This is a genomic window from Bradyrhizobium rifense (assembly GCF_008123425.1).
GTDB classification, from domain to species: Bacteria; Pseudomonadota; Alphaproteobacteria; order Rhizobiales; family Xanthobacteraceae; genus Bradyrhizobium; species Bradyrhizobium rifense.
Genome location: NZ_VSSS01000061.1, coordinates 95,201 through 119,043 on the forward strand (window position 1 = coordinate 95,201; position 23,843 = coordinate 119,043).

Below are 23,843 nucleotides of genomic sequence, written 5' to 3' on the forward strand. Positions count from 1 at the left end.
CTGAGGAGGGTGTGATGACGTTGGCTCGATTATCAGGCTTCAACGCACCAACCTCCGCCCACATCAAGCTGCTCGACGATCGCCGCTTCCGTACGCTGCTGTCGGACGAGGATTGGGGTCGCCTGCCGCTCGCGACCTGGCGGCGCTTCTCAAAACGCGTCGCCGACGGCGACAGCGTGGTCTATGTCGGCGTGGTCGACGAGGTCTCTTTCAGCGACATCGGCTTGTGGTTTGCGCAGGCCGCCCGCCTGATCGGCGGCCCGCTGCCGACCGGCCGCGACACCGGCGTCCCTATGATCGTGACGGTGACCGAGGACGGCGCGACCGGCGGCCAGACCTGGACCCGCATCTGCGCGCGCAAGCGCGGCTTTCCGCAGGTGATCCATTCGGCAAAGCGCTTCGCCGGCCCGACCGGGCTCGAGGAATATGTCGGCTTCGGCGTCTCCATGGCGCTGCGCATTGCGGTGGAAGGCGAGGCGCTGACCTTCCGCAGCGCCGGCTACGGTCTGCAGCTCGGGCGCTTGTGGATCCCGCTGCCGCAATGGCTCACGCCGGGTGATCTCACGGTCACACATTCCGATCTCGGCGAGGGCGCGTTCCGCTTCACCCTCGATGTCATTCATCCGCGTTACGGCGCGCTGATCCACCAGTCCGCCGTGTTCAGGGAGGCCGTATCATGACCCCGCTCTTGTGGACGCTCATCGCCATCCAGATCGTGATGGGTGTGTTCGACACTTTCTATCATCACGAGTTCACCGAGCGCCTGGCCTGGCGCCCCTCGCAGCGTTTCGAGCTGAAGCTGCACGGCATCCGCAACATGCTCTATGCGCTGCTGTTCCTGCTGCTCGGCTGGCTGGAGGTCTACGGCGTACTGGCGCTGGCGATCGTCGCTGTGCTGGTTGCGGAGATCGTCATCACACTGATGGATTTTGTTGAGGAGGATCTGAGCCGGAAATTGCCGCCGAGCGAGCGGATCAATCACACGCTGCTCGCGATCAATTACGGCGCCATCCTGGTGCTGCTTCTGCCCGTCCTGATCGATTGGGCGATGAAGCCCTCTGGCGCGAGCGTCGTGTATCAGGGCCTGCTCAGCATCGCCGCGAGCGCCTGCGCGGTTGGCGCTGCACTCTGCGGCGTCAGGGATTTTGCCGCGATGCGCCGGCTCGGCCGCATGAAGAGTGTTCCTGCAAGCGGGCTTGTCGAGAAAATCCCCGGCCGCAAGATCGTGTTGATCACCGGTGCGACCGGCTTCATCGGCAGCCGCCTTGCAGCGAGCCTCAGCGGGGCCGGGCATCACGTCATCGCGCTGATCCGCAATCCGGCGAAGGCTGAGATGCTGCCGCCGCCGGTCACGCTGATCACCAGTCTCGATCAGCTTGCCGCGGACACGCCAATCGATGCCATCGTCAATCTCGCCGGCGAGCCGATCGGCAACGGCCTGTGGACCGAAGCGAAGCGTGCGAAGATCATCGGCTCGCGCGTCGACCTGACCGGCGAGGTCGTGAAGCTGATTGCGCGGCTCGAGCGCAAGCCCGAGGTGCTCGTCAGCGGCTCCGCCATCGGCTGGTACGGCCTGTGGGCCGACCAGGTGCTGACGGAATCGGCAAAATCTCACGCCTGCTTCAGCCACGAGCTCTGCGCGGCCTGGGAGCAGGCGGCGCGGCCGGCGGAGGAGCTCGGCGTCCGCGTGGTCAATTTGCGCATCGGTCTCGTGCTCGGCACCGAAGGCGGCTTCATCACGCGCATGCTGACGCCGTTCGAGTTCGGGCTCGGCGGTCCCATTGGCACGGGGCGGCAGTGGATGTCCTGGATCGAGCGCGACGATTTGATCCGGCTGATCGCCTATGTGATGACAACGCCAGATCTCGCTGGGCCCGTCAACGCCACGGCACCGATCCCCGTCACCAACGCAAAATTCACCGAGGAGCTCGGCCGCCGCCTGCACCGGCCCGCGGTGTTTCGTATCCCCGGCGGCCTGTTGCGGCGTATCGGCGGCGGCTTTGCCGACGAGCTCCTGCTCGGCGGTCAGCGCGTGCTGCCGAACAAGGCGCTGAGCCGCGGTTTTGTCTTTCGGCACGAGACGTTGCGCAGCGCATTCGAGGCGATCTTGTGAGGTGATGTCATGTCCTGCGCTGCATGTCCGCGAGTCGTGAACGGCTGGTTCCGCGGATGCTTGACGGCAACCGCGACACTAGGGGCGTTGCCGGTCTTCGCCGCAATTCTATCTCTCCCATATCGGGGTTTTCCGGAAGGCCTGGGTCCTATCGTCGCCCTAATCTTGTTTTTCCTGCCGATCACATTGATCTTCACCTGCCTGCTCAGCGGGATGCCGTCCGCGCTCGTAATATGGCTCGGCGAGTCATTCAGAATTCGCTCTGTGCTGTTCTACGCGCCTGTCGGCGCTGCGATCGGAGCCGTGATCGCAGGCGGCATCTTCGGGACGCTCCTTGAGATGGATGTGCTCTTGGCCTTGGCTGGATGTCTGGCCGGGCTTGCCTATTGGTTTGCTGCGGGACTGGACGCGGGGCGCTAAGCAGCTCCCGCCATACTCCGGAACGTCGCCGCCACCGCACGCAGCGCCGCAAGCTTGGCGGGGTCGCTGACGTTCGAATGCAGCATCACTTTCGAGCTTCCGAGTTTCGGCAGCTTGTGCGCGGGTCCGATGTCGACCAACCCGGGAGGCGCGATCCGTCGGGCCAGCGGCGCGATCGCGAGTCCGGCAAGCGCGGCCGCAACCACCGCCGTGACGCCGCCACCGACAAAGCGTTCCCGCCAGGCGATGCCGGCCTTGTCGAGTGCGCGCACGGCGACGGCGCGGACGCCGCAGGGCGGGGCGAGTGTGGCAAGCGGTAATGCTTCGCCTCTTCGCAGCGTGAAGCGTCGTGACGCGAACCAGCCGAATTCGTCCTCGGTCAGTTTCTCGCCGCCGCGGCGGCTGCCTTCCTGGCGGACGATCACCGCGTCCAGCTCGCCCGCGTCATAGGCATCCTGCATCACGCGCGAGAAGCCGATGGTGACGGCGAGGGTGAGGTTTGACGACATCGCATGCAGCCGTTCGAGCAGCGGCACCAGTTCGGGTCCGGCGGCGTGATCGGAAATGCCGAGCGAGAGCGACTGCGCGACCGGGGCCTCGCCCGACAGCGCGCGATCATGCGCCGCGATCAGCGCGCGGGCGCGATCGAGGAAGCTGGCGCCGTCGGCGGTGAGCCGGACCGCGCGCGGCGAACGCTCGACGAGGCGTTTGCCAAGCAGCGTCTCCAGCCGCTGCAGCTTGAGACTGACCGCTGCCTGCGTCGTGCCGAGCGCCTCTGCGGCACGCGTAAAGCTCTGGAGGTCGGCGACCAGCAGGAAGGCCTGGACGGTGGCGATGTCGAGTGTGGCTGTCATTTCAAATGTTTATCACTGGTATCAACAGAGATAAGATATAAAAATGACCGGGCAAGGTCTAGCTTCTCACCAACGCCGCGCAAACAGCGCGACATTTGAGGAGAACGACGATGCCCCTGATCACCGTGTCCTACACTACCTCACGCCAGTCGCCCTCGCTGAAGGCCGACATCGCCAACGCCGTGTCCGAGCTCACCGCAAAGATTCTTCACAAGGATCCCAAGGTCACCGCCATCATCGTGAAGTCGGTCGATGCCGGCGACTGGTTCGCTGGCGGCAAGTCGCTCGCTGAGCAGAAGCTCGCCAGCTACTGGATCGACATCCACATCACCGAAGGCACCAACACCAAGGACGAGAAGGCGGCCTATCTCGCCGCCATGTTCGAGCGCATGGCCGAGATTCTTGGCCCGCTGCATCCCGAGACCTATCTGCATGTCGACGAGGTCAAGGGCGACGCCTATGGTTTTGGCGGCCTGACCCAGGAGCGCCGCTATATCGCCGGCAAGCTCGAGGTTTCGCTGAAGGCGGCGTGATGCTGTGAGCCGCGGGTGAGCCATCTCACCCGCGGCTTTTGTCGTCAGCTCGCCGCGCGGAACTGAACCTCTGAGTTGTTGAGGAAGCACATTTTGTCGAACAACTTCAGATCCAGCGGGTTCGGCAGCCTGACATCGCCGAGATCAGGGCAGGGCTTGACGGAGGGGTCATAGGATCGATCGATCTGCGAGATGAAGACGACGATCAGCCCGTTGTCGCGCGCGAAGGATTTTAGCGCGCGCACCTGAATGGTCAGATCAGGGTTTTCCCGTCTTTGGTCGAGCAGTTGCAGATAATCGATCACCACGACTGTGCCGCGGGGGGCCGCGGCCATTTGCTTGACGATGTAGTCGGCGCTGATCGCGTCGGAGCAATCGACCTCGAACAATTTGTCGAACTCCGCCGGCTCCACGCCGATCGCACGCAAGCGATCCAGCACGTCCTTTTCGGTGTATTCGAGTGAGAAGAATGCCGCACGATTGCCGGACTTCATGGCCTCCACGGCAAGCTCGAGGCTCATCAAAGTCTTGCCCTGACCGGGGCGCGCGCCGACCAGCACGAGGTCACCCGGCTGGAATTGCGGGAACAGTCTGTTGGCCGGTGTCGCTCCGGCGGCTTTCGCCGCCAGCATGCTCCAGGCGGAAAACCCTTCCGTCGTGGCGATGCGGTCAAGCGCGGCGTGGAGCGGAATGCCTTCCTCGCGGGACAGGCGCTTCGCTTTTCGCTTCAGATGATAGATCGGGGCAGACAATTTCATCGTCAAAACCTCCCATTGCGAGCTGAAACGCAATCCCTCCTTATGCCTGGCGCTCGAACAGTCGGTCCGATGGTTTAGTCACCCGGCATGAGGTCTGCTTTCCCGGCGGAGGGGGGAGGCGTGGGCGGCGCCGGATGCAAGCGTAACTGATTCCATGCCGATGGAGAACGCGCACGGCATGTCTCCAACAGGAACGCGTCAGGCGGCTGCTTCCGGCACCATCGCGCGGGTCGGCCCGAACAGCTCTTCAAAAGCCTGCCGAAGCGCGACGTCGACATCGGCCAGGGTCACCAACTGGCCGAGATCGACCAGCGAGGTGACGCCGTAGCGGGGATCGGCAACGCCGCAGGGGACGATGCCGGCGAAATGCGACAGCTCCGGCTCGACATTGATGGCGATGCCGTGGAACGAGACCCAGCGCTTCAGCCGCACGCCGATCGCCGCGATCTTGTCCTCATGCTCGGATCCCTTGTCCGGGCGCTTCACCCAGACGCCGACCCGGTCCTCGCGCCGCTCGCCGCGGACGTTGAAGGCGGCGAGCGTCTTCAGGATCAGTTCCTCCAGGCTTGCGACATAGGCCCGCACGTCCGGCCGGCGGCGCTTGAGGTCGAGCATGATGTAGGCCACCCGCTGGCCCGGGCCGTGATAGGTGAGCTGGCCGCCGCGCCCAGAGGCAAAGGTCGGGAATCGGGGATCGAGCAGGTCGGTCTCTTTGCCCGAGGTCCCAGAGGTGTAGAGCGGGGGGTGTTCGAGCAGCCAGACCAGCTCCGGGGCCTCGCCGGCCGCGATGGCGGTGACGCGGGCCTCCATGGCGGCCACGGCCTCCGGATAGGGCACCGGAGCGTCCGAGATTCGCCACTCGACGGGCTGGCCGCTGGCGGCGGAAAACGACGTCAAATCGAGCTCTTGGCGGGGGTTTTGAGGCGAATTAACCATTGGCTAACCATAACGTGGTGATGATTGCAGGCGCAAATGCCAAGTCCCTTGGCGTAGTCTCCAGTTGCGGTGGTGCTGATAGTGCCTACTCTCGACAAAGTCACCGTGGATCTCATGGTCGTCCTCGGGACGACCACCATGCCCATCCATCAAGTATTACGTCTTTCCCGCGGCGCCATCATCGAGCTGGACGCAACCGAGGCCGACGAGGTCAAGGTTCTCGCCAACAATCTGCCGGTGGCGTCCGGCGTCGTGCTGGTCGACCGCAACCGGATCGCGGTTGAGGTCAAGCAGATGCTGCCGCGGACGCAAGGCACACGATAGCGGCCTGGGCACCCGCTAAGGCCGGGTGGGGCAGGGGCGGAACATTTTCTTCCCAAGCTTGTGGAATTCGGGGCCTTTGCAGGCTTGTACCCCACTGATGGATTTGTTAGATCGGCGCCGTTGATCCGGCAGGCCTCAAGCCCCAAGCCGGCATCCCCAAAGCGCTCGTGGCGGAATTGGTAGACGCGCTGCCTTGAGGTGGCAGTGAGTAAAATCGTGGGGGTTCGAGTCCCTCCGAGCGCACCACACTCCCTTGAAAATGCTGAAGTTTTCGAGCCCGCAGGGCGCGCTTTGGCGCGGTCTCTCCACAGGCTATCCGCAGGGATATACAGACGTGGCACACAGCGCCGCCAGCGGCCGGACGGCGCTGTCAGGGTCCGGGTCCGGCGGCATGGAATCACGCTCGTGGGAAGCGCCCGGCGGGTGGCCACCCACAACGCGTTAGGGCCGCAGAGTGCGGCCTCCGTCGCAGTCCATCTACGATGTCAGGCTACCGTTTCCGGCTGCTGCGTGGCGAGGGCAGCCGCACGGGCATCCAGTCGGGCGCGGACCGTGTCCAGTTGCCGCCGGCTTTGCGACGGCGACAGCAGGCCTTTGACCTCGGTCATGATCTGGGACCGCAAGCCATTGCCGAGGATCGGTGCGCAGTGTTCGTCCTGCGTGTCTCCATGCTTGCGCAGATAGAGCGACGAATTGCTCTTCGTTTCGTCGACGCGAAGCAGGGATTCGCACGGCGCGCCTTCCGCATAGATCACGTCGTGGCGCGCAAGCTTCACATGATAGAATTCCAACTCGTCATGCTGGTCGGCCGCGTCGAGCGAGATCGTGGTGCCGTTGATCAGATGCTCGGCCGGAATCAGCACGCCGTCGATGAAGAGGGCATGCCCGCGTGTGACGAACAGATCGGCAGAGGGAACGTTCGGAGCCAGCGCCGAGCGCGCGATCCGCACAGGACGCGCATCGTCCACCCAGGGCTTGCGCCGGTCGCTCCTGGTCCGCCGCATGCGTCCGATCCATTCGATGGGACGCTGGCCGCCGAACACGGTCGGGATCATGTCGCCGACCTTGAGCTCCTCGATTTTGCGCTCGCCGGACGCGGTCGAGATCCGCGTGCCCTTCAGAAAGCAATTGGTGTGGCGATAGGCGTGCGCGCTTCCGACGCTCGCGATCGTTGCCGCCGCGGCGACGATCATGCGCCGGGTCACGGCCTTCGACGGGGTGTTCGCTTGATTTGGCTCGGACATTCTCTGACTCAAATATTGCGCCGCTCATCCGGACGGAATCGGACATGATAATCTGTAACGTTACTACAGTCCGATTATGTTATTTGAATGTTATCTATACGAACGCGCAGGCGGGGTAAACCCCTCAGGCCCGGTTGGGACTGCGACATGGTCGCGCTCGCGAAGGACTCAGAACGGCGAGTCCTCGGGCCATCGCAGCGCGTGCCATTGGCCGGCTGCGATCTGGCCGCGGCTCATTTTCGAGGCTACCGCGTTGCGCAGCTTGGCGAAATTTTCGCGCGTGCGTTTTGGCGCGTTGGCCGCGGCGAGGTTGAGCCATTTGTAGGCGGCGACGTCGTCCTGCGGAACGCCCTGGCCCTTGTCGTAGGCGAGGCCGAGCAGATATTGCGCGGTGGTGTCGCCCTGTTCGGCGGCGAGCCGGTACCAATAGCCCGCGGCATCATAGGCCTGCGGAAGTCCCTGGCCGGTTGCATACATGAAGCCGATCATGGCCTGGGCGCGGGCATTGCCGCGCTCGGCCAGCGGCAGCAACAGACGCGCGGCGGTGCTGAAGTCGTTGCGGGCGAACGCCACGCTTCCGGCGCCGAGCGCATCAGCACGGGCAGGGCTGGAAACAATGATCCCAAGGACAATGGCGAGGACGAAAAGTCTGGTTGAGCTGAACATCATCTGGTCCGGCGCTCAGCGGTAGGTGGTCGGGCCGGTCTGCTTCGGCCCGATCGCGTTGATCGTGCCGCGCAGCTTGGTGCGCAGCTCCTCGGCGACGTAATGCGCATCGGCACCGTCACGGATGATCTGCGGGCGGATGAAGATGATCAGCTCGGTGCGCTTGACCTGCTTGTCGGTCTGCCCAAACACGGCTTCGCCGATGACGGGAATCTGGTCGAGGCCCGGAATGCCCGCGCGGGATTTGGTCTGGCTGTCGCTGATCAGGCCTGCGAGCAGCACGGTCTGGCCGCTCGCGACCGCAACGGAGCTGCGCACCTTGCGGGTCGACACGGTCGGGGTCAGCGTGTTGGTCGAGGTCGAGGAGGAACTCGACGAGGTCGACGCGGCCACGGGATTGGAGATCTCCTGCTCGACGTCGAGTCTGACATTGCCATTGGCGTTGATCCGCGGCACCACACGCAGGATGATACCGGTGCTGCGATAGTCGGTGGTGTTGGCGATGGTGTTGCTGCCGGTCAGCACGGTTGCGCTTCCGGTCTGGATCGGGATCTCGTCGCCGACCTGGAGCGTGGCGATCTGGTTGTCGATCACGACGACGGAGGGGTTCGACAGCACCTTGACGTCGGTGATCGAATGCAATGCATTGAGCACGGCCCGCGGCGTGGAGGCGTTGCCGACGAGGAAGTTGAAGCCGGGGATGGCGCGCTGGAGCGCGACATCGGCAGCCGCTGCGACGACCGCGGAGGCGCCGCTATAGCCGAACGAGCCGGTGTCCGGCTTGAGCCCGAGATCTCGGCTCATGATGTAGGACTGCACGCCGTACTGCAGGTCGTCCGTCAGCGTCACCTCGGCGATCGTTGCATCGATCGCGACCTGAAGCTGCGGCTGGTCGACTTCCTTGATGGTCTGTTCGATGGTCCGATACTGTTCCTGGCTCGCATAGATCAGCAGCGTGTTGTTGACGCTGTCGGCGGTGATGCGCACGCCATCGAGAACGCCGGCGCCGCCGGGGCCCGATCGTCCGCCGCCCTGGCCCGAGGCGGAGTTGTCGAACAGGCCGCCGCCGCCCTGGGCGGCGGTCGAGCTCGAGCCATAGCTGCCCTGATTGCTGGACGACGCGTCTGCCGTGGTCGCGCTGCCGCCGCTGCCGCTCCGTCCGCTTGATCCAAAACCTCCGGAGCCGGATTGACCGGTGGGCGAGGCCGACAAGCGGTTGAGCGCGGAGCCGCCGCTTGAGCTCGCCGACATGCCGGAGCCCGGCGCGACCTGTCCGGCCGCGCTGTCCAGCGGAGATGACGAGGAGCTGGATGAGCCGCTGCCGCCGAACACGTCGTTCAGCACCCGCGCGATCTGCTTGGCGTCGCCGAATTTCACACGATAGACGTGGACTGCCGATCGTCCGGTATTGGTGGTGTCGAGGCGGTGAATCCAGGTCTCGACGCGGCTCAGCAATTCCGGCTTCCGCGTCACCGCGAGCACCGCGTTCATGCGGGCGATCGACTGGAACTTGATGACGCCCTGCGTCATGCCGCCTTCGCCGGAGTCCACGATCTTGTCGAGCTCGGCGATGATCGGTCCCGGATTGCTGTTCTGCACCGGGAAGATGCCGACGGACTGTCCCTTCAGGAAGTCCGCGTCGAAGGAGAGCACGAGGTCGACCGCGTTACGTCGCTCGCTGCCGGTGCCCTGGATCAGGATGAGATTGCGGCTGGTGTCGGCGCGGATCATGCCTTGCTTGGTGGCAAAGCTGTCGACCAGCTTGATGACCGTCTGCGCGGAGACATATTGAAGCGGCACGATCGTGATGCCGTAGCCGGGGGTCATGCGGTCTGCCGCATCCGCCGTGCCGACCCCGACCGCGTCTGACTGCGGCATCAACCGGTAGCCGGTGTCGTCGCGCACCAGCGCAACGCCGACCAGACGAAGCGCATTCTCGAGCGCGAATACGACATCGGTCTTGGGGATCGGCCGGCCCGACGACAGGCTGATATTGCCCTGGACGCGCGGGTCGATGACGTAGCCGACGCCCAGGATGTCGCCGAGCACGATCTTGGCGACGGATGCGATCGGCGAATTGTCGAAATTCAGCTCGAACCGGTCTGTGCTCGTCGTGGCGGCCTGCGCCGACACAGCAGTCGGCGTATCGTCCCCGGGATCGGCCGCGTAGATTGCGGTCTTCGCCTTGGGGCCGGTGCTGAGCTGCCGTTGCGGCAACTGGTTCGGATAACGCGGCAGCAGGTCGATCGAGCGGACCTTGTCGAAGACGTCGGGGTCCTTGTTGGCGTCGGCCTCGGCGATGTTGCCCACCGTGTTGCACGACCCGAGCGCCACGCAGATCAGCGCGCACTGGAGGACCAAGCCGATCCGGAATGCTGTTCGGCTCACTGTCGACCTCACTCACGCGCCGCCCGTTGCCGCCGCTCGCGGCGGGTCGGACCGAATGACGTTGATTAACGTTCTCCTGTGACAGTCATGTGTTATCAATGTTGCTTACGACGTGATGCGTGTGATCGAAAATGTTACTTCCACGTCGAGCGAGGCGAATCGCGCTGGAATATCAACGTGCTTGATCGTCGTCTCGCTGTAACGTGTCGAGGCCGTGAGGGCAGGCGGTCGCGGCGTCACATTTCCATCCGGACAAGTAAGGTAAACGGCGCGCTCGCCGCTTCTGGCGGCTGTCAGAGTTTTCCGGTACACGTTCATGGCTCTCCCGAATGCGCACGAGTTCGCAGCTCGTTTCGGCCAGAAGGCCGGCCTGAAGGCGGATGCGGACAAGCTCGGCAGGCTGAACGGATCCGGTCCCACCGAGGGCGGTCTGCGCAAGCTGTGGGAAATGAGCGAATTGTCGGCCAGCGAGTTTGCCGACGAGGTCGCAATATTCTTTGAGTTGCCGCGGGTCACGCTTCAGGAGATGATGGCGGCGGAATCCCGGGTGCATCAGTTCTCGCGCCGGTTTCTGCGTGAGATGGCGGTGTTTCCGTGCCAGCCCGCAGGTGGTTCGCCGGTGCTCGTGCTGGCCGACCCAACCGACCGCGCGTCGATCCAGGCGGCGGCGATTGTGCTGGGGACGGCGCCTATCATTAGAGTGGCCTCGTTCGAGGATATTGGCACCGTGCTCGACCAGCGCCTCGGCGAGGAGGAGGCGGCCAGCACCGACAACGCCGTCAATGCCACGGTACAGGACGACGACATCGACAATCTGCGCGACCTCGCCAGCGGCGCGCCGGTCGTCCGCGCCGTCAACGACCTGTTCGAGACCGCCGTGGAACTGCGCGCCAGCGACATTCATATTGAGCCCGGTCGCTCGTCGCTCACCGTGCGTATGCGCGTCGACGGCCTCCTGCGTAACGTGGCGACGCCGAGTGGCGTTCCGCCGGCGGCCGTGATCTCCCGCATCAAGATTTTGGCGGGGCTCAACATTGCCGAGCGCCGTTTGCCGCAGGACGGTGGCGCGCGCGTACGTGCGGCGCGATCGGAGATCGACGTGCGCGTCGCGATCATGCCGACGCAGCATGGCGAGTCCGCCGTGATCCGCCTGTTGCCACGTGACCGCGCCCTGCTATCGATCGACAAGCTCGGCTTCCTCGCCAGCGATCAGGCGAAATTGCGTCGCATGCTCGCCTTGCCGCACGGCATGATCATCGTCACCGGTCCGACCGGCAGCGGCAAGACCACGACGCTTGCGACGGTGCTGTCGCTGCTCAACGAGCCGACGCGAAAAATCCTGACCATCGAGGATCCCGTCGAATATGAGATCCCCGGCATCTCCCAATCCCAGGCCAAGCCGTCGATCGGCCTGACCTTTGCGACCGCGCTGCGCTCCTTCGTGCGTCAGGACCCTGACGTGATCATGGTCGGCGAGGTCCGCGACTCCGAGACGGCACATGTCGCCATCCACGCCGCGCTCACCGGCCATCTCGTGCTGACCACGCTGCATACCGAGACGGCGGCCGCAGCCGTGCCGCGCTTGCTCGATCTTGGCGTCGAGGCCTTCCTGCTGCGATCGACCCTGCGCGCGGTGATCGCGCAGCGCCTCGTGCGTCAGCTGTGCGACCGCTGCAAGACCAGCCGGCCGCTGACCCATGCCGACGTCGAGGCCGATCCGCGCTACACGGCGGTGGGTCTTTCCGTCGGTAACGTCATCTTCGAACCGGCTGGCTGTGAACGATGCGGCGGCGTCGGCTATCGCGGCCGTATCGGCGTGTTCGAGGTGCTGGAGATGAACGAGGAGGTCCGCGCGCTGGTCGAGGAGCAGTCCGACTGGGAGTCCATCGACAAGGTCGCCATCCGCAACGGCATGACGACGATGATCGAGGACGGTCTTGAAAAATGCCTGTCGGGCATGACTTCGGCGGCGGAGATCCTTCGTGTGACCACCGTGCGGTGACGAGATGCCGAACTTCCGCTATCGCGCGCTGACACAGAAGGGCGAAGTCGTTTCCGGCTCGATCACCGCGGCTGATCTCGCCGAGGTTGCCCAGCGCATCGAATATCTCGGGCTGGTCGCGATCGACGCCGGCCCGGAGGAAGAGGCCAGGGGCTGGTCGCTGTCGCTGGCCTCACTGTCGCTGTCCAGGCCGGGACCGGCTGACGTCACCATCTTCACCCGCGATCTTGCCTTATTGTTGAAAGCGGGCGCGCGCCTCAACGATGCGCTCGAACTGCTCGCCAATGACATGGATGTCGGCCGGCTGCGGCCTGTCATCAACGACATCAAGAATGCGATCATGTCCGGCGAGAGCTTTGCCGAGGCGCTCGGGCGCGAGCCGACGCTGTTTCCGGCAATGTATGTCGCCCTCGTCAGGGTCGGGGAGATGTCCGGCGGGCTCGATCACATCCTGGAGACGATCGGGATCGAGCGCACGCGGGCCGAGGCCTTGCGTCGCAAGGTGACAGGGGCGTTGCAATATCCTGCTTTCGTGCTGCTCGCGGCCGGCGGTGTCCTGATTTTCTTCGTCACATTCGTATTGCCGCAGTTTTCCGCGGTGCTGCGCGACTTCAACGCGAAGACGGACCCGGTCATCGAGGTTTTCCTTGCGCTGTCTGACGTGCTGCGCGGCCATGGCCCGGAGGTCGGCGCCGTGGTCGGCATCATCGTGATCGGCGGCTGGCTCGCCTGGCGCAGGCCAGCCGTGCGTGCGAGTGTCGTGACGCAGCTGGCGCGGCTTCCCGTGATCTCGACGGTCGTGGAATTTCATCGCGCCGCGCTGTTCTCGCGCAATCTTGGCATCCTGCTCGGCAGTGGCGTGACGCTGACCGCCACGCTACGCATCCTGATCGACATCATGACGGCCACCGGCGAGGTGCCGGCCTGGGCGGCGATGGCCGACCGCGTGCGTCATGGCGGCAGGCTTGCGGACGCTTTGGCCGCCTCGGCCGTTTTGCCGCCGGTCGCGGTGCGCATGCTGCGGCTCGGTGAGGAGACCGGCCAGCTGCCGACGTTGTCGGGCCGGGTCGCGGAATTCTACGAGGAGAAGCTGCAACGCCAGCTCGATCGTGTCGTGGCCATCATTGGCCCTGCGGCTATCATCCTCATCAGCGTCGTCGTTGGCGGATTGATCGTGTCGGTCATGACGGCGCTGCTGTCGGTCACGCAAGTTGTCGGATGAGCAAGGGAGGGCACGCATGATCCGCTTTTCGAGGAGGAGCCTGTTCGCTCCGCCGCGGCGGCGTCGACGCCGTCGCGGGGAAGAAGGTTTTACGCTGGTCGAGATGCTGGTCGTGATCACCATCATCGGCATGATCATGGCGCTGGTCGGCCCGCGCGTGCTCAACTATCTCAGCGAGTCCCGCGTGAAGGCTGCAAAAATCCAGATCCAGAGTTTTGGCAGCGCGCTCGACCTGTTTTACCTCGATGCCGGCCGCTTTCCGACGAGTTCCGAGGGGTTGGGTGCGCTCGCCCACGCGGTGAGCGGCGTGACGTCCTGGAACGGACCCTATGTGAAGGGCGCTAGCGTTCCCAACGATCCATGGGGCAATCCTTATGTCTACAAGCAGCCAGGGGAGAAGGACCCTTACGAAATCCGTTCGCTCGGTTCGGATGGCCAGGAAGGCGGGACGGGAACGGCGGGCGATATCACCTCGGCTGCGAAGTAGCGACGAGGCGGGTTTCACGCTGCTGGAGATGGTCTGCGTGCTTGCGATCATGGCACTGCTCGTTGCCATTTCGCTGCCGCGCATGCCGATATCGACGTCGCGGCCGAAGCTGGAAGCCTATGCGATCCAGATCGCGACCTTGCTCAAGGCCGATCGCAATGCGGCGCTCGGGCGACGGCTCGCGTTTGGCGCCGTCGTCGATGCGCCGGGACGAACCATCCGGGCCGGTTCGAGCGCGCGCTTCGTCAGGGTCCCTGATGACGTCGAGTTCGATGCGCTGCTGCCGCAGCGCTGCAATGGGCGCGACGTGCCGTCGACCATCACGTTTCTGCCGAGCGGGATGTCCTGCGGCGGAGCGATACGGCTGACGCGGTTCGGCAGCGGGTTCGATGTACGGGTGAACTGGTTGACGGGAGGGGTAGACATTGTCGCGCAGGATATCGTCCAGGCGTCACAGTGAAGCCGGCTTCACGATGATCGAGGCGGTGGTCGCGCTCGCGCTGGTGTCGATCGTGCTCGCCGCGATCGGCTCGCTCGTCGCCAGGAACGTGCGCGGCGCGCAGCAGCTCGAGCAACATACCGCATTGATGCAGACGGCGCGGCTGATCGCATCCCGTCTGCCGCAGGGCGGTCAGCCGCTTCCGACCGAGCTTGCGGGCAGGGAGGCCGGCTATCGCTGGCAGATGCGGATATCGCCGTTCGTGGATGACGAGACGGCGATTCCGGATTCGCCGTTCATTCCGCGCCGCATCGAGCTTCGCGTGCAATCGCCGACCGGTGCGATCGTCTCGCTCGAGACCCTGCGCCTGCAATACCGCGAGGAACGCCAATGAGGCCGCTCTGTCGCCGGGTGTGGAAATCGACTGCCGGCTTCACCATGTTCGAGGCCCTCGTCGCCATTGCGCTGATGGGACTGGTCCTCGGCGCGCTGGCGAGCGTGACGGGAGAATGGCTGCCGCCCTGGAGCCGCGGATTGGTCCAGGTTCAACGCAACGAGCAGGTCACGATCGCGCTTGACCGCCTGGCGGCCGACCTGTCTGCGGCCGAGTTCGTCATGCCGAACCGGGCGAGCACCGCTGCGCTGTTTCGCGGCGATCAATCGTCGGTCATCTTCGTGCGCTCGGCGCTCGGCCCCAACAATCGTGCGGGGCTGGAGATCGTGCGGATCGCGGAAGTGACTGATCGCGCCGGGAGGGCGCTGGTGCGGAGCCGCGCGCCGTTCGTTCTCCTTCCGAGCGGGGATCCCGCGATCGACCCGATCCCGTTTGCGGATCCGGTCGTGCTGCTGCGTGGCCCGCTTCGGATCACGTTTGCCTTTGCCGGCCCGCGTGGCGGGTGGACCGGCAATTGGCCCAACTGGGCGAGCCTGCCTGCCGTGGTCCGCTTCGACCTCCACGACGCCGAAGGCAAGGTCGTGCTGTCGACCGCGACGCGGGTCCGTGCCGACACCGGCCCGCCGCAATCCGAGCAGGCCAATGACGCGCCGCCGCCGGACACTCAGGCGCGCAACAGCAACGGGACCGGGGGTTAGGTGATTATGACCTATCCGAGGGCAGGCGGTTCGCGCGCAGGCGAGCGCGGATTCATCGTGGTTGCAGCCCTGTGGATGCTTGCCGCGCTGGCCGCACTCACCTTGGTGGGCTCGGTGTACATGACCCAATCGGCCATCGCGCTCTCCGCCTTCGATGCGACGACGCAGCTTCAGATGGTCGAGATGGCCGGCATCGAAATGGCGGTCTACCAGCTGTCTGGCGCAGCACCAGGCGCGCGCCCGAGCCATGGCAGTCTTGCATTCAGGCTGTCGAATGCGCGGGTGGCGGTCGAGTACCAGTCGGAGGCCGCCCGCATCAATCTCAACATGGCGCCACGGTCCATGATCGCCGGCTTGTTTGCGGCCCTCGGCATCGAGTCCGACGCCGCGAGCCAGCTCGCCGACAGGGTGGTGGCATGGCGGAGCGCGCCACGATCGAATGCGCAGGATGACGAAAACTCTCTTTACACATCCACGGGTCTGAACTATCTGCCCCGCCGCGCGCCCTTCAACAGCGTCGACGAGCTCTCGCTGGTGGTGGGCATGCCCGCGGCGCTGATGGAGCGGGCGCGGCCCTTCCTGACGCTGTACAGTGGCATCGCCGGGATCAACGTGCTGGAGGCGGCGCCCGAGGTCATGGCCGCGTTGCCCGACATGACATCGGTGAAGCTCGATGCATTCCTGAACCAGCGAGACTCGCTGCCGTCAACCGATCCGGAATTTGTCCTCGGCATCCTCGGCGGTAGAACGCTGGGTGCGACGGTCGCCGGGAGCGATGCCTACCGCATCCGCATGCGCGTCGTCCTTGCCGACGGAAGAGACAGCCGGTCGGAAGGCGTCATCATGCTTCCCGTAGCTGGGGTGAAGACCGCCTACCGCGTGTTCACCTGGCGGGACGAGATCGATCCATCGACAGGAGCGGCGCAGAGATGAGCATAGTGAGTGATATGACGGCCGCGCTGTCCTTGTGGATCGACACTGTGACCGGTGTCGTCAGCACCCGGCTGGCGCATGTAAAGCCGGTTCGACGGATCGAGGTCGCCGAGGATGAGACCGGCGTCTTCGCGATGCGCCTCGCGCCGACAACGAAAACTGCGGACGGCGATCTCGCGCCCTGTCGCGTCGATGTTGCCGATGGAGCGATCGCCAACGAGCTTTCTCCGCAATGGGCGGCCGCGGTTCGCGGCGGCATGGTCGAATTGCTGCTCCAGCCGTCCCGCTTCATCCTTCGCCCCATCGAGCTGCCGGGGCGCGCCGCCGAGTTCCTCGACGGGATCGTTCGGGCGCAGATCGATCGCATCACCCCCTGGTCTGCGAGCGATGCACTGTTTCACTGGACCCCGCCACATGACATTGGCGGCGATCGCATCGAAACCACCGTGATCACGACCGGGCGAGCGGCGGCGGCCTCGTTGGTGCAGGCGTTTTCGGATCTGGGAGCCGCTGGTGTCGAGATCTCAACGGTGACACCCGATCATGGTCGGATCGTCGTGCTGGATCAGCGCAGCGGCAAGCAGGCGGAAAACCGCAGACTGCGGACTGGGCTGGTCGCGGCGCTCGCGTCGACCGGCCTGCTCGCGATGCTTTCGTTCGGCTTCGGTGGGTTCGTCGCCGATTCCTATGATGCGCAGCAGCAGCAGATCCAGCAGCGGATTTCGGAGCGGCGCGCGATCATGCGCGGCAATGAGCCCGGCGCAGGCGGCAGCCCGCTCGAGCTATTGATCCGCCGCAAGCAGAGCTCGCCTGCCAGCGTGATCATCATCGAAGCGCTGTCGGCGTTGCTTCCCCAGGATACCTATGCGACCGAAGTCCGGATCGAGGGGGATAAACTGCAGATCGTCGGCGTCACCCGCGATGCGCCGTCGCTGATTTCGATCCTGGAGCAGTCGCCGCACTTTTCCAGTGCGGGCTTCTTCGCGCCGACGACACACGCCGCCAACGAGCCTGGCGAGCGCTTTCACATCGAAACCAAGCTCAAGCCATATTTCGGGTCCGGCACATGATCAGCATGCAAAGGGTCGAGGCTCTTCTCAAACGGTTTCCGATCGCGGCGGCGGCCGCCTATGTCGCGCTGATCGCCTTGTTTCTGTTTGTCACGATCGGCACGACGCTCGATATGTTGGAACGGCGCGGCGCGGTGGGGGCGGCCTCCGAGATCCTCGATCGCCTCGAGGCGCGCGGCCCGGAGCGGGCGCCGGCCCCGCAGGCCAATGTCAATGTCCCGCCTGGCTCACCCTTCCTCGAGGGGGGCAGCGCCTCGCTCGCTGGAGCCGCGCTACTCCAGCGCCTCGCGGCCGCGACCAAACGGGTGAACGGCAACACGCTGTCGTCGCAGGTCGATCTGCTCGGACCGAAATCCAAGGCGGGCTTCATCACGGCGACCTCGAGCTTCGAGATTGATCCTGTCCAACTGCAGCCGCTCCTGTACGACCTCGAGGCGGGCATGCCGTTTCTGTTCGTCGACGAGCTGGTTATCCAGGCGCCTTCGGCATCGACGCAGGGCGGCAAGCTGCGCGTCGTGCTTGGCGTGTCCGGACAGCGGCAGAGTCAGAAGTAGAGCGCGCGACCTGCACGCCGTTGCGATCATGTCACACTTGATCGAACCGCAACGATAGCATTAGTATCATTTCGTCACAGTTCCGAGAGATGCGAACGTTATTGCTCGCCTTCATGTCGATTCGGGGAAATGCGTGGGAATGCGCGCTCTTGCACTGCTGATTGGTTCGTTGCTGACCGGCAATGCCGAGGCGCTTGCCGCGAACACGCCGCTGACTGTGGATGCGCAGACCATCGATCCCGGTGGCGGTGATTTGTTTGCGCCGAGGCAAGCGGATCCGGCGCCGGTTGCGGCCGCGCCGGCCGCGGTGCCACCGGTCGCAGCGACGACCGCGCCGCCAGTCGAGCACATCACGAGCGGCAATCCGCTCTGGTCAATTCCCATGGTGCGTTTGTCCGCGACCCGCGATCAGCCGTTGTTCGCGCCTTCGCGACGGCCTGCGCCGCGCCCGGAACTGCTGGCGCGACCCGCCCCGGCGGTGGTTGTTGCGCCACCGCCGCCACCGGAGCCGGAGAAACCGCAGCTGTCGTTGTTAGGTACCGTTGCCGGATCGGGGGAAAGGATCGGATTGTTCATCGACTCCACCAGCAAGGCGGTGCTGCGGCTGAAGCGGGGCGAGAACCATCAGGGATGGACATTGCGCGATGTGCGGCCCCGTCAGGTCGAACTGGCGAAGGGGTTGGACAATACCGTTCTCGAGATGCCGTCTCCCGACATGAAGCCGGGACCGCCTGCGGCGCTCGCTGCGGCACCGCCACCGCCGCCACCGGCTGCGCTTGCCGTCAGTGCGAAGGCAGCCGGTGTGCTTCCGACGCTGACGAATGCGAACGTGCCGCGCGGACCGCAGCCGGCCCAGCCCGCCAATTTCGTAAACCCGTTCGCGCAGCAGAGGCCACGCTAGTCAGGCGAGCCAATTCGCATCGATGATGCTCGCCGCGCATCTTCGTGTGATCTGCGAGCGATCATTGCGCCGATCATGAATGGCATCGCGGCTGTCGCGGTGACGGGGAACATGACAGCCATACGCCGAACGAATGATATGGAACCGTCGCTACTTCCTTGCGCTCGGAGTCGGCGGCAAATCAATCGGAATTGGCGCCGTTGCCACGCAATGACCGCTTTTCGTCCAACATAACGATCGCTTTTCTTCGCAAATCTGAAATTGTTTTTAACATTGGTCACAGCAACGATAAGAAACATTCTTACAAGAATGGCAAATAAGCGTCGCTTGGCAGTGGGCTGCTGTTCTTGTGAACGCTCGAAGGCGAGCGTGTGTTTTTTGTTTTGGGGGGTTGAAATGCGCGCGACAAATGCGTTCGATCTGGCTTGTCTCAAGTCCGCGCAGCACGATTCAAACGAGAACGTGTACAATCTCGGCCTGAAGCAAGACGAAACCAGCCGGCTTCGCCGCATCGAAGACCTCAAGCGCGAGAATGCACTCCTGATGCGCATGGTCGAGGAAACCCAGTTGGAAGTCGTGCGCCTGCGCAAGCTGCTGTCATCTACGTGAAAATCGCGGCCGTTGCCGCCAGTCGATGCGCATCTAGCCGTGCGCATGAGCCGCCGCCATGATCGAAAATGGCCGGCCGCTGAGCTGATCGGAACGATCTGATGCTTGCAAGTCGGCGGTGTGGAGAGCACCGCCGGCTTCCCGCTGCCTCCGCCGATCTCCGTCCCACGGCTACGTCCTGAACGTCCTCCGACCCATTCTCCGAGCAATATCGCGCGCCTTGTTTTCGTAGTCGCCGCAGCAGCGGCGTCTATGAAGCAGGAACCACAAGCTGATCCGCGGTTGGTTGCGGAAAGTGTGCAGGCGCGCGCCGCGCCGTGCAGGCTTTGCGAGCGGTATGTGAGCTGAGTGCGAAACGATCATGCGATTGAGAAATTATTTGGCGATCGCATGCTCTCTCGCCTGCTCCTTTCTGCTCGGCGGCTGCGGGTTCATCTCGATGTCGGGGCCGGCGAGCGTCGACGTCAAGGCCGAGAATACCACTGTGCTGCCATTCGCCGTCGTCAAGCTCACACCCGACATCGTCCGCCAGCTCGAGAAGTTCGAGCCCAACGGGATGCCGGGCGCGCTTGCGGATAGCCGTCCACCCTCCAGCATCCGCTTCGGCATCGGCGACATCATCAGCGTCACGATCTTCGAGGCTTCGGCGGGCGGCTTATACGTCCCGATCGAAGCCGGTGTGCGGCCGGGCAACTTCGTGAGCCTGCCTGACCAGGCCGTCGACAACGACGGGAACATCACGGTGCCCTATGCCGGCAGGATCCGCGCCGCGGGCCGCACCAACGTGCAGATCCAGGACGACATCCTGGCGCAGATCAAGAAGCGTGCGATCGATCCGCAGGTCGTCGTCACATCCAGCCAGCAGCGCTCGTCGCTCGTCAGTGTGTTCGGCGAAGTGAGGACGCCGGTGCGCTTCCCGATGCCGGCTGCCGGCGCGCAGGACAGGATTACTGACGCGATCACGCGCGCCGGCGGCATCAGCGGCGCCGGCTGGGAGACCTGGGTAGTTCTCGAGCGCGCCGGCAAGCGCGCCACGCTGCCATTCGGAAATCTGGTCTACTTCCCGGCGAGCAATGTATTCGTGCAGCCGGGGGATCGGATCTATCTCTACCGCGAGCCGATGAAGTTCATCGCTTTTGGTGCGACCGGCCAGCAGGGCGAATTCAACTTTGACGCATGGCGCATCAACCTCACGCAAGCCGTTGCGAAGGCCGGCGGACTGCTTGATCTGCAAGCCGATCCAGCCTCGGTGTTTCTCTATCGCCGCGAGCCGCGTGACGTCGCCAAGCAGCTCGGCGTCGATTGCTCGAAATATGAGGGCGACACCGTTCCTATCATCTTCAACGTCAATTTCCAGGACCCGGCCGGCTATTTCGTCGCTACCAAGATGCAGATGCGGCCGTTCGACGTGCTCTATGCGGCCAATGCGCCACAGGTCGACATCACCAAGGTCCTGAACTTCATCAACACGGCGGTCGTGACAGCCGACGACGGGGTGAGCCTCGTCAACGACCTCAAGGTGGTTCGAAGCAGGCTTTGAGTGGAGGTGAGGGCAGCAGCGCTCCCGACGGGATTGCAGGCTGCCGCCGTTTTCAAATCGGGATGCGTCTGTTCCGGGGAGTTATGGTAACATGAGAGTCTCATACCGGATCGGGTGGCGGGAAATGATATCATCGCGCGGGTTGCCGGGATAAAGCGCGCTGGCTGAGGGAGGCTTCGCGGCATGGGCGATGCGCTATCGAGAGTTGGAGTTCCCCGTCGCGTATGTCTCGCGGCCTGTCTCGTCGCGCTCATGGCGGTCCCGGTGATGGCGCAGGCTCCTGGCCCGCTTGGTGTGCCAGTCAATCCGCCGGCTGGGCCGCGAGAGGGCACAATCATCGGCGGCGCGGCGGGTGGCGCCTCCGTTCAACGTTGCGTCGACGTCCAGATCGGAGGCGACAGTGCGTTCGGCTGTCTGAACGAGAAGCTTCGCCGTGAGGTGGATAAGGTCAATCCATCGCTCAACCTGCCTCCGATCGACGCGCGCTCGTCGGACGTGCGCGTCGGCCTTGGCAACGAGGCGTCCGTCCGCCAGCAATTGGGGCCCAACTACGGCCGCTCCATCACTCCCTATCGTCCACCACCTATCTCCAACGTGCTACCGCATCGCTGATGTCGAAATCCCCTCCGCAGACCAGGGCGCTGACGCCCGTACGCCGGCTGTTGTGGCCATCGATGGCGCTGTGCCTGCTCGCCGTCCTGAACGGAGAGGCGAGAGCGCAAGATGATGAGGATGGCCACGGGGCTGAGATCAGCAGCGCCGCCGCTCCGTCGACCGATGTGGCAGATATCGCGCCCGAGCCGCTGATGCTCGAGCGGTTCGCGCCGCGGCCGCTCACGGCTGCCGATTTTCCGCCGGCAAATCCACTCCTCGCCAACACCACGTTCCGGAGCAGCGCAGTGTTCGGCCGCGACTGGCGCGCCGGCCGTGCCGAGTATCGTCAGCTGATCGAGCGTGAATCGCTTTCCTTCGGCCTGCCGCCGGCGCTGGTCGATGCCGTGATGGCGGTCGAGAGCAGGTACAATCCAGCCGTGGTCGGTATGGATGGCGAGGTCGGATTGATGCAGGTGATGCTGCCGACAGCGCGGATGATGGGTTTCGCCGGCACGCCGTCGGAGCTCGCCACCCCCGAGATCAATGTCCACTATGGCGTCCAGTATCTTGCCGGCGCCTGGCGCCGCGCGGGCGGAGATCTCTGCACCGCGACGATGAAATATCGCGCCGGCCACGGCGAGACCCGCTTCTCTTATCTGTCGGTCGAATATTGCACGCGCGTCCGCGCACATTTGGCAGCCAACGGCGTTGCGGTCACCGGCTCCGTTCCGCCGCCGACGTTTGGAAGGTCGTCCACCGGTGGTGGCAGCAGCAGCGGTGGCGGCGCAGCCCGCGGCCGCATCCGGACAGCCGGCAGCACGATCAATTTCGCCGAACTCAACACGCGCCTGCGTAGCGCGGCCGAGCGAAAATCGCCGTCCGATTTGCGCTGATCCGATATCTGCCGTTCTGATATGTGCTGAGATGGGTCTGCGGCCTTGCCAGGCCCGCCGCATCATGCCCGCTTCTTGCTGCCCGTCGGACGCCGGCGCCGTACCGCGGGCGCGGGGCGGCTGGTCGTCAGCGCCTCGCCGATGGCGCGCCAGCATTTTACGGCATCGCGGAACGCGTGCTCATGGGCGGAGCTTTTGCCTCGCCAATCCATCAGTTGTTCGGCGTCCGCAATCGTCGCCTCACCCGATTTGAGGCGCATGATCCACGACAACGCCTCACGGGTTAACGGATCTAAGTGATCGACCTGATGGTTTCGTTTCGTCACGACCCAGCGCTTTCCCGCCCATGCCGGTCATGAGCGGATGGCCCCGATCGACATATCTCTGTAGGTGAGACGATGCGGCGCGCTGAAAACCGAATTTCCCGCGCACGGGTCTTTTGAGGCGCTCGGCGCAGTGCTCGACCGCCTGCTTGAGATCGGTCTCGACGGTCCGAACCGTGACGCCGAGGAGGGCGGCGATCTCGCGGTTGGGCAGGCCCTCGATCCGCGAGAGCATCAGGACGCGGCGCCGGCGCTCCGGAAGCTCGGCGATCGCACGCTTGAGTTGCTCGACGTCCGAGCGATCCTCGATCACGCGCGCGGCGTCCGGCCGATCGTCCGGAATTTCGAGCACGGCATCGACCTCGTCGGAGGTGAGGCGGCGCTTTTCGGCGCGGCGGCGGTCGGTGGCGATATTGAGGGCGATCCGAAACAGATAGGCCTTGGGGCTGCGCACGGTCCCGATCTCCCGCATGCCGGCGAGACGGAGATAGGTCTCGTTGAGGGCCTCGGAGGCGAGGTCCGGCGAGCCGAGGCGGCGCGTCAGTCGCCGGTCGAAGTCGGCATATTCGGCGAGCAGCAGGCTGCGCAGGTTGGAGATGATGTCGATCGTCATGTTACGCCCCACTTATTAAACCCCGAATTTTGCGGGACGGTAGAGAGGGCGCACAACGATAATGTGACGAACTGTTAGCCAATAACAGATGTCTAACGATAGTCGTGTTATGTTGCGTGGAATCACCACATCGATCATCGCGACGCATCGAACAGCGCGAGAATCTTTTCGCAGCGGCCGCGAGCGCGACGTCTATCGGATAAGGCCCGGAAAATCGGTGCGTCCTGGTTGGTTCGGGCTGTCCGAACATCACTGCGGGTCGGCACAGGCTGGCTGCAATGCGAGAACGATATCGAGGCTGTGGTGAATTCGCGTGGTCTGTATGAGAGGAGCGC

27 protein-coding genes and 1 tRNA gene are annotated in these 23,843 nt (G+C 64.5%); 20 read left to right on the forward strand and 8 right to left on the reverse strand.

Translation table 11 applies throughout. The features are described from left to right. Positions 1–14 precede the first annotated feature (14 nt). The 3 genes from FXB40_RS36055 to FXB40_RS36065 all read left to right on the forward strand — a co-directional run bounded on the left by FXB40_RS36055 (position 15) and on the right by FXB40_RS36065 (position 2,533). Positions 15–680 carry a DUF4166 domain-containing protein gene (locus FXB40_RS36055; protein WP_148777039.1) on the forward strand — a complete coding sequence of 222 codons (666 nt, stop codon included), beginning with the start codon at positions 15–17 and terminating at the stop codon, positions 678–680. After that, positions 677–2,113 carry a TIGR01777 family oxidoreductase gene (locus FXB40_RS36060; RefSeq protein ID WP_148777040.1) on the forward strand — a complete coding sequence of 479 codons (1,437 nt, stop codon included), beginning with the start codon at positions 677–679 and terminating at the stop codon, positions 2,111–2,113. The genes FXB40_RS36055 and FXB40_RS36060 overlap by 4 nt, the downstream gene beginning before the upstream one ends. A gap of 87 nt (positions 2,114–2,200) precedes the next feature. Then, positions 2,201–2,533, forward strand: a complete 333-nt coding sequence (locus FXB40_RS36065; RefSeq protein ID WP_148777041.1) for a hypothetical protein — start codon at positions 2,201–2,203, stop codon at positions 2,531–2,533. On the opposite strand, the gene FXB40_RS36070 is transcribed toward FXB40_RS36065, so the two are convergent. Next, entirely contained in the window at positions 2,530–3,387 is an 858-nt protein-coding gene (locus FXB40_RS36070) for a LysR family transcriptional regulator (protein WP_148777042.1), read from the reverse strand. The two genes, FXB40_RS36065 and FXB40_RS36070, sit on opposite strands and share 4 nt — an antisense overlap. 110 nt (positions 3,388–3,497) lie before the next feature. Here FXB40_RS36070 and FXB40_RS36075 point away from each other — a divergent pair, with 110 nt between their 5' ends. Beyond that, complete coding sequence (locus FXB40_RS36075) at positions 3,498–3,920, forward strand: tautomerase family protein (protein ID WP_148777043.1); 423 nt, start codon at positions 3,498–3,500, stop codon at positions 3,918–3,920. A 44-nt stretch (positions 3,921–3,964) separates the two neighbouring features. Here FXB40_RS36075 and FXB40_RS36080 read toward each other — a convergent pair whose 3' ends face one another. Both FXB40_RS36080 and lipB read right to left on the reverse strand, forming a co-directional pair. Beyond that, on the reverse strand, positions 3,965–4,678 hold the full coding sequence (locus FXB40_RS36080; protein WP_187437386.1) for a DNA helicase: 714 nt from the start codon (positions 4,676–4,678) through the stop codon (positions 3,965–3,967). Positions 4,679–4,876: 198 nt separating this feature from the next. Further along, positions 4,877–5,614: a lipoyl(octanoyl) transferase LipB gene (gene lipB, locus FXB40_RS36085; protein WP_148777044.1), complete on the reverse strand. Its 738-nt coding sequence runs from the start codon at positions 5,612–5,614 to the stop codon at positions 4,877–4,879. Between the two features lie 81 nt (positions 5,615–5,695). Here lipB and FXB40_RS36090 point away from each other — a divergent pair, with 81 nt between their 5' ends. Both FXB40_RS36090 and FXB40_RS36095 read left to right on the forward strand, forming a co-directional pair. Then, positions 5,696–5,938 (forward strand): FliM/FliN family flagellar motor switch protein, encoded by a 243-nt coding sequence (locus tag FXB40_RS36090; protein WP_008141759.1) that lies wholly within the window; start codon positions 5,696–5,698, stop codon positions 5,936–5,938. A gap of 161 nt (positions 5,939–6,099) precedes the next feature. Then, positions 6,100–6,184: transfer RNA gene (locus FXB40_RS36095), tRNA-Leu, on the forward strand. Between the two features lie 239 nt (positions 6,185–6,423). On the opposite strand, the gene FXB40_RS36100 is transcribed toward FXB40_RS36095, so the two are convergent. From FXB40_RS36100 to gspD, 3 genes are all read right to left on the reverse strand, one after another. Further along, positions 6,424–7,182 carry a Hint domain-containing protein gene (locus FXB40_RS36100; RefSeq protein ID WP_148777045.1) on the reverse strand — a complete coding sequence of 253 codons (759 nt, stop codon included), beginning with the start codon at positions 7,180–7,182 and terminating at the stop codon, positions 6,424–6,426. Between the two features lie 168 nt (positions 7,183–7,350). Further along, positions 7,351–7,848 carry a tetratricopeptide repeat protein gene (locus FXB40_RS36105; RefSeq protein WP_148777046.1) on the reverse strand — a complete coding sequence of 166 codons (498 nt, stop codon included), beginning with the start codon at positions 7,846–7,848 and terminating at the stop codon, positions 7,351–7,353. 15 nt (positions 7,849–7,863) lie between these two features. Then, complete coding sequence (gene gspD / locus FXB40_RS36110; protein WP_148777047.1) at positions 7,864–10,236, reverse strand: type II secretion system secretin GspD; 2,373 nt, start codon at positions 10,234–10,236, stop codon at positions 7,864–7,866. A 316-nt stretch (positions 10,237–10,552) separates the two neighbouring features. On the opposite strand from gspD, the gene FXB40_RS36115 reads away from it, so the two are divergent. The 14 genes from FXB40_RS36115 to FXB40_RS36180 all read left to right on the forward strand — a co-directional run bounded on the left by FXB40_RS36115 (position 10,553) and on the right by FXB40_RS36180 (position 22,572). Further along, on the forward strand, positions 10,553–12,238 hold the full coding sequence (locus tag FXB40_RS36115) for a GspE/PulE family protein (RefSeq protein ID WP_148777048.1): 1,686 nt from the start codon (positions 10,553–10,555) through the stop codon (positions 12,236–12,238). Positions 12,239–12,242: 4 nt separating this feature from the next. Then, positions 12,243–13,460 carry a type II secretion system F family protein gene (locus FXB40_RS36120; protein ID WP_148777049.1) on the forward strand — a complete coding sequence of 406 codons (1,218 nt, stop codon included), beginning with the start codon at positions 12,243–12,245 and terminating at the stop codon, positions 13,458–13,460. Positions 13,461–13,476: 16 nt separating this feature from the next. Beyond that, entirely contained in the window at positions 13,477–13,947 is a 471-nt protein-coding gene (gspG, locus tag FXB40_RS36125; RefSeq protein ID WP_148777050.1) for a type II secretion system major pseudopilin GspG, read from the forward strand. Further along, positions 13,892–14,407 carry a prepilin-type N-terminal cleavage/methylation domain-containing protein gene (locus tag FXB40_RS36130; protein WP_148777051.1) on the forward strand — a complete coding sequence of 172 codons (516 nt, stop codon included), beginning with the start codon at positions 13,892–13,894 and terminating at the stop codon, positions 14,405–14,407. The genes gspG and FXB40_RS36130 overlap by 56 nt, the downstream gene beginning before the upstream one ends. After that, positions 14,373–14,780 carry a prepilin-type N-terminal cleavage/methylation domain-containing protein gene (locus tag FXB40_RS36135; protein ID WP_148777052.1) on the forward strand — a complete coding sequence of 136 codons (408 nt, stop codon included), beginning with the start codon at positions 14,373–14,375 and terminating at the stop codon, positions 14,778–14,780. Before FXB40_RS36130 ends, FXB40_RS36135 begins: the two co-directional genes overlap by 35 nt. Further along, positions 14,777–15,478, forward strand: a complete 702-nt coding sequence (locus tag FXB40_RS36140) for a PulJ/GspJ family protein (RefSeq protein ID WP_148777053.1) — start codon at positions 14,777–14,779, stop codon at positions 15,476–15,478. Before FXB40_RS36135 ends, FXB40_RS36140 begins: the two co-directional genes overlap by 4 nt. Before the next feature lie 75 nt (positions 15,479–15,553). Next, the gene (locus FXB40_RS36145) at positions 15,554–16,411 is read left to right on the forward strand and encodes a type II secretion system minor pseudopilin (RefSeq protein ID WP_246208187.1); all 858 of its coding nucleotides are present in this window, start codon (positions 15,554–15,556) and stop codon (positions 16,409–16,411) included. After that, positions 16,408–17,481, forward strand: coding sequence for a PilN domain-containing protein (locus FXB40_RS36150; RefSeq protein ID WP_148777055.1), 1,074 nt, complete (start codon positions 16,408–16,410; stop codon positions 17,479–17,481). Before FXB40_RS36145 ends, FXB40_RS36150 begins: the two co-directional genes overlap by 4 nt. Further along, positions 17,478–18,035 carry a type II secretion system protein GspM gene (gspM, locus tag FXB40_RS36155; protein WP_246208190.1) on the forward strand — a complete coding sequence of 186 codons (558 nt, stop codon included), beginning with the start codon at positions 17,478–17,480 and terminating at the stop codon, positions 18,033–18,035. The genes FXB40_RS36150 and gspM overlap by 4 nt, the downstream gene beginning before the upstream one ends. Before the next feature lie 139 nt (positions 18,036–18,174). Then, the gene (locus FXB40_RS36160; protein WP_148777056.1) at positions 18,175–18,936 is read left to right on the forward strand and encodes a general secretion pathway protein GspN; all 762 of its coding nucleotides are present in this window, start codon (positions 18,175–18,177) and stop codon (positions 18,934–18,936) included. 396 nt (positions 18,937–19,332) lie between these two features. Beyond that, a complete protein-coding gene (locus FXB40_RS36165; protein ID WP_148777057.1) occupies positions 19,333–19,545 on the forward strand; it encodes a hypothetical protein in 213 nt (70 codons plus the stop codon). A gap of 361 nt (positions 19,546–19,906) precedes the next feature. Then, entirely contained in the window at positions 19,907–21,085 is a 1,179-nt protein-coding gene (locus FXB40_RS36170) for a polysaccharide biosynthesis/export family protein (protein ID WP_246208191.1), read from the forward strand. Positions 21,086–21,352: 267 nt separating this feature from the next. Continuing rightward, entirely contained in the window at positions 21,353–21,697 is a 345-nt protein-coding gene (locus tag FXB40_RS49540; protein ID WP_246208192.1) for a hypothetical protein, read from the forward strand. Beyond that, positions 21,697–22,572, forward strand: a complete 876-nt coding sequence (locus FXB40_RS36180) for a lytic transglycosylase domain-containing protein (RefSeq protein WP_347339797.1) — start codon at positions 21,697–21,699, stop codon at positions 22,570–22,572. Before FXB40_RS49540 ends, FXB40_RS36180 begins: the two co-directional genes overlap by 1 nt. Positions 22,573–22,634: 62 nt before the next feature. Here the strand turns inward: FXB40_RS36180 and FXB40_RS36185 are convergent, their stop codons facing one another. Next, the gene (locus FXB40_RS36185; RefSeq protein ID WP_187437387.1) at positions 22,635–22,832 is read right to left on the reverse strand and encodes a FecR/PupR family sigma factor regulator; all 198 of its coding nucleotides are present in this window, start codon (positions 22,830–22,832) and stop codon (positions 22,635–22,637) included. A 16-nt stretch (positions 22,833–22,848) separates the two neighbouring features. After that, positions 22,849–23,508: an RNA polymerase sigma factor gene (locus FXB40_RS36190; RefSeq protein ID WP_148777059.1), complete on the reverse strand. Its 660-nt coding sequence runs from the start codon at positions 23,506–23,508 to the stop codon at positions 22,849–22,851. Positions 23,509–23,843 lie beyond the last annotated feature (335 nt).

What these genes read in the sequence shown, in the direction of transcription:
- lipB (WP_148777044.1), bottom strand. Translation starts at nt 5,614, where the DNA reads ATGGTTAATTCGCCTCAAAACCCCCGCCAAGAGCTCGATTTGACGTCG.
- FXB40_RS36165 (WP_148777057.1), top strand. Translation starts at nt 19,333, where the DNA reads ATGCGCGCGACAAATGCGTTCGATCTGGCTTGTCTCAAGTCCGCGCAG.
- gspG (WP_148777050.1), top strand. Translation starts at nt 13,477, where the DNA reads ATGATCCGCTTTTCGAGGAGGAGCCTGTTCGCTCCGCCGCGGCGGCGT.
- FXB40_RS36145 (WP_246208187.1), top strand. Translation starts at nt 15,554, where the DNA reads ATGCTTGCCGCGCTGGCCGCACTCACCTTGGTGGGCTCGGTGTACATG.
- FXB40_RS36115 (WP_148777048.1), top strand. Translation starts at nt 10,553, where the DNA reads ATGGCTCTCCCGAATGCGCACGAGTTCGCAGCTCGTTTCGGCCAGAAG.
- FXB40_RS36080 (WP_187437386.1), bottom strand. Translation starts at nt 4,678, where the DNA reads ATGAAATTGTCTGCCCCGATCTATCATCTGAAGCGAAAAGCGAAGCGC.
- FXB40_RS36070 (WP_148777042.1), bottom strand. Translation starts at nt 3,387, where the DNA reads ATGACAGCCACACTCGACATCGCCACCGTCCAGGCCTTCCTGCTGGTC.
- FXB40_RS36105 (WP_148777046.1), bottom strand. Translation starts at nt 7,848, where the DNA reads ATGTTCAGCTCAACCAGACTTTTCGTCCTCGCCATTGTCCTTGGGATC.
- FXB40_RS36170 (WP_246208191.1), top strand. Translation starts at nt 19,907, where the DNA reads ATGCGATTGAGAAATTATTTGGCGATCGCATGCTCTCTCGCCTGCTCC.
- FXB40_RS36140 (WP_148777053.1), top strand. Translation starts at nt 14,777, where the DNA reads ATGAGGCCGCTCTGTCGCCGGGTGTGGAAATCGACTGCCGGCTTCACC.
- FXB40_RS36060 (WP_148777040.1), top strand. Translation starts at nt 677, where the DNA reads ATGACCCCGCTCTTGTGGACGCTCATCGCCATCCAGATCGTGATGGGT.
- FXB40_RS36055 (WP_148777039.1), top strand. Translation starts at nt 15, where the DNA reads ATGACGTTGGCTCGATTATCAGGCTTCAACGCACCAACCTCCGCCCAC.
- FXB40_RS36100 (WP_148777045.1), bottom strand. Translation starts at nt 7,182, where the DNA reads ATGTCCGAGCCAAATCAAGCGAACACCCCGTCGAAGGCCGTGACCCGG.
- FXB40_RS36150 (WP_148777055.1), top strand. Translation starts at nt 16,408, where the DNA reads ATGAGCATAGTGAGTGATATGACGGCCGCGCTGTCCTTGTGGATCGAC.
- FXB40_RS36130 (WP_148777051.1), top strand. Translation starts at nt 13,892, where the DNA reads ATGGCCAGGAAGGCGGGACGGGAACGGCGGGCGATATCACCTCGGCTG.
- FXB40_RS36190 (WP_148777059.1), bottom strand. Translation starts at nt 23,508, where the DNA reads ATGACGATCGACATCATCTCCAACCTGCGCAGCCTGCTGCTCGCCGAA.
- FXB40_RS36180 (WP_347339797.1), top strand. Translation starts at nt 21,697, where the DNA reads ATGTCGAAATCCCCTCCGCAGACCAGGGCGCTGACGCCCGTACGCCGG.
- FXB40_RS36160 (WP_148777056.1), top strand. Translation starts at nt 18,175, where the DNA reads ATGCGCGCTCTTGCACTGCTGATTGGTTCGTTGCTGACCGGCAATGCC.
- FXB40_RS49540 (WP_246208192.1), top strand. Translation starts at nt 21,353, where the DNA reads ATGGCGCAGGCTCCTGGCCCGCTTGGTGTGCCAGTCAATCCGCCGGCT.
- FXB40_RS36120 (WP_148777049.1), top strand. Translation starts at nt 12,243, where the DNA reads ATGCCGAACTTCCGCTATCGCGCGCTGACACAGAAGGGCGAAGTCGTT.
- FXB40_RS36185 (WP_187437387.1), bottom strand. Translation starts at nt 22,832, where the DNA reads ATGCGCCTCAAATCGGGTGAGGCGACGATTGCGGACGCCGAACAACTG.
- FXB40_RS36075 (WP_148777043.1), top strand. Translation starts at nt 3,498, where the DNA reads ATGCCCCTGATCACCGTGTCCTACACTACCTCACGCCAGTCGCCCTCG.
- gspM (WP_246208190.1), top strand. Translation starts at nt 17,478, where the DNA reads ATGATCAGCATGCAAAGGGTCGAGGCTCTTCTCAAACGGTTTCCGATC.